Raw genomic sequence first — 2,620 nt, 5'->3', positions numbered from 1 at the left:
CGCCGGTGAACCCGGCCCGATCGCGGTGCAGATCGCCGGCACCGACGCGGCCATGATGGCCGACGCCGCCCGCTACAACATCGACCGCGGCGCGCAGATCATCGACATCAACATGGGTTGCCCGGCCAAGAAGGTCTGCAACAAATGGGCCGGCTCGGCCCTGATGCAGGACGAGGCGCTGGCGCTGGAGATCGTGCGGGCCGTGGTCGCCGCCGCCGCGCCGCACGGCGTGCCCGTCACCCTGAAGATGCGCACCGGCTGGTGTGCCGATGGCAAGAACGCCCCGGCCATCGCCCTGGCTGCCGAAGCGGCTGGCGTTCAGATGCTCACCGTGCACGGCCGCACCCGCGAGCAGGGTTACAGCGGCTTTGCCGAGCACGACACGGTGGCGCTCATCAAGAGCCGGGTGAAGATCCCGGTCGTGGCCAATGGCGATGTCGATTCGCCGCAGAAGGCCGCGCAGGTGCTGCGCCAGACCGGCGCCGACGCGGTCATGATCGGCCGCGCCGCGCAGGGGCGGCCCTGGATCTTCCGCGAGATCGCGCACTTCCTGGCCACGGGCGAGACCCTGCCGCCGCCCGATTTGCGGGAAGTCCAGGCGTGGCTGCTGGACCACCTGGAAGACCACTACGCGCTGTACGGCGAATACACCGGGGTGCGCAGCGCGCGCAAGCACCTGGGCTGGTATGCGCAGTCGTTGCCCGTGCCCAAGGCCGAGGCCGACGCCTTCCGCCGCCGCATCAACACCCTGACCGGTGGCGAGGCGCAACTGTCCTGCGTGCGCGAAACCCTGGACGCCTGGGCGCACGCCCGGGCCGACCTGTCGACACAAGAAGAACACTGGAAACTGGCCGCATGAGCTCCAACCACAACCTGCACGACTGTGTGCGTGCCAGCCTCGAAGCGTATTTCCGCGACCTCGACGGCACCGATCCGGCCGACCTGCACGACATGCTGGTCAAGGCGGTCGAACGTCCCTTGCTTGAGGTGGTGATGGAGCAGTCGCAGAACAACCAGTCGCGCGCCGCGCAATGGCTGGGCCTGAACCGCAACACGTTGCGAAAAAAACTGCTGGAACACAAGCTCATTGACTGAGCTTTTGGTCGCCGGCACCCGAATTTCAAACCTCCCGAGAACCTCCCATGCGCGCACTTCTCTCCGTCTCCGACAAGACCGGCATCGTCGAATTCGCCCAGGCCCTGCACGGCCTCGGTGTGACCCTTCTGTCCACCGGCGGCACCGCCAAGCTGCTGGCCGACAAGGGCCTGCCGGTGACCGAGGTGGCCGAGGTCACGAACTTCCCCGAGATGCTGGACGGTCGCGTCAAGACCCTGCACCCCAAGGTGCACGGCGGCCTGCTGGCGCGCCGCGAACTGCCCGAGCACATGGCCGCGCTGAAGGAGCACGGCATCGAGACCATCGACCTGCTGGTGGTCAACCTCTACCCGTTTGAAGCCACCGTGGCCAAGGCCGGCTGCACGCTGGCCGACGCGATCGAGAACATCGACATCGGCGGCCCGGCCATGGTGCGCAGCGCCGCCAAGAACTGGAAGGACGTGGGCGTGGTCACCGACGCCGGCCAGTACGCCGCCGTGATCGGCGAGCTGAGCACCAGCGGCAAGCTGTCCGACAAGCTGCGCTTTGCGCTGTCGGTCGCCGCCTTCAACCGCATCGCCCAGTACGACGGCGCCATCAGCGACTACCTGTCGTCGGTGACGTTCGAGGAAGAGAAGCTGGCCGAGAGCTACGTGCCGGCCCGCAACCTGTTCCCCGGCCAGTCCAACGGCCAGTTCATCAAGCTGCAGGACCTTCGTTACGGCGAGAACAGCCACCAGCAGGCCGCCCTGTACCGCGACCTGTACCCGGCCCCCGGCTCGCTGGTCACCGGCGTGCAACTGCAGGGCAAGGAACTGTCCTACAACAACATCGCCGACGCCGACGCGGCCTGGGAATGCGTCAAGAGCTTCGAGGCGCCGGCCTGCGTGATCGTCAAGCACGCCAACCCCTGCGGCGTGGCGATCGGCCAGGACGCGCACGAGGCCTACGCCAAGGCCTTCCAGACCGATCCGACCAGCGCCTTCGGCGGCATCATTGCCTTCAACCGCACGGTGGACAAGGCCGCGGCCGAGGCCGTGGTCAATCAGTTCGTCGAGGTGCTGATGGCGCCCGACTTCACCGCCGAAGCGCTGGCCATCTTCCAGCCCAAGGTCAATGTGCGCCTGATGAAGATCGCGCTGCCCGCTGGTGGCGCCAGCGCCTGGGACCAGGGCCGCAACGCCATGGACGCCAAGCGCGTGGGTTCGGGCCTGCTGCTGCAGACCGCCGACAACCACGAGTTGGCGCTGGCCGACCTCAAGGTCGTCACCGTCAAGCAACCGACGCCGGAAGAACTGCAGGACCTGCTGTTCGCCTGGAAGGTGGCCAAGTACGTCAAGTCCAACGCCATCGTGTTCTGCAAGAACGGCATGACCATGGGCGTGGGTGCCGGCCAGATGAGCCGCCTCGACTCGGCCCGCATCGCCAGCATCAAGGCTGAGGCGGCCAAGCTGTCGCTGCAAGGCACGGTGGTGGCGAGCGACGCCTTCTTCCCGTTCCGCGATGGTCTGGATGTGGTGGTGGA

Annotated in this window: 3 protein-coding genes; all 3 read left to right on the top strand. The window is 67.2% G+C overall.

Annotation, left to right across the window (positions count from 1 at the left end):
* Positions 1-859 (top strand): tRNA dihydrouridine synthase (locus tag ACR2JA_RS10665; RefSeq protein WP_434009060.1); only part of this gene is annotated, 859 nt, incomplete at its 5' end.
* Positions 856-1,095, top strand: coding sequence for a helix-turn-helix domain-containing protein (locus tag ACR2JA_RS10660; RefSeq protein ID WP_434009059.1), 240 nt, complete (start codon positions 856-858; stop codon positions 1,093-1,095). The genes ACR2JA_RS10665 and ACR2JA_RS10660, both read left to right, overlap by 4 nt.
* A gap of 47 nt (positions 1,096-1,142) precedes the next feature.
* A partial coding sequence (purH, locus tag ACR2JA_RS10655; protein ID WP_434009058.1) for a bifunctional phosphoribosylaminoimidazolecarboxamide formyltransferase/IMP cyclohydrolase occupies positions 1,143-2,620 on the top strand: 1,478 nt, incomplete at its 3' end.

The sequence above is a fragment of the Hydrogenophaga sp. genome, assembly GCF_051007235.1.
Classification (GTDB): Bacteria; Pseudomonadota; Gammaproteobacteria; order Burkholderiales; family Burkholderiaceae_C; genus Hydrogenophaga.
The sequence above is the reverse complement of the archived record's forward strand: the minus strand, read 5'-3'. Positions and strand labels throughout refer to the sequence as shown.

Excerpts from the sequence above, each read along its gene's own strand:
- ACR2JA_RS10660 (WP_434009059.1), top strand. The coding sequence starts at position 856 with ATGAGCTCCAACCACAACCTGCACGACTGTGTGCGTGCCAGCCTCGAA.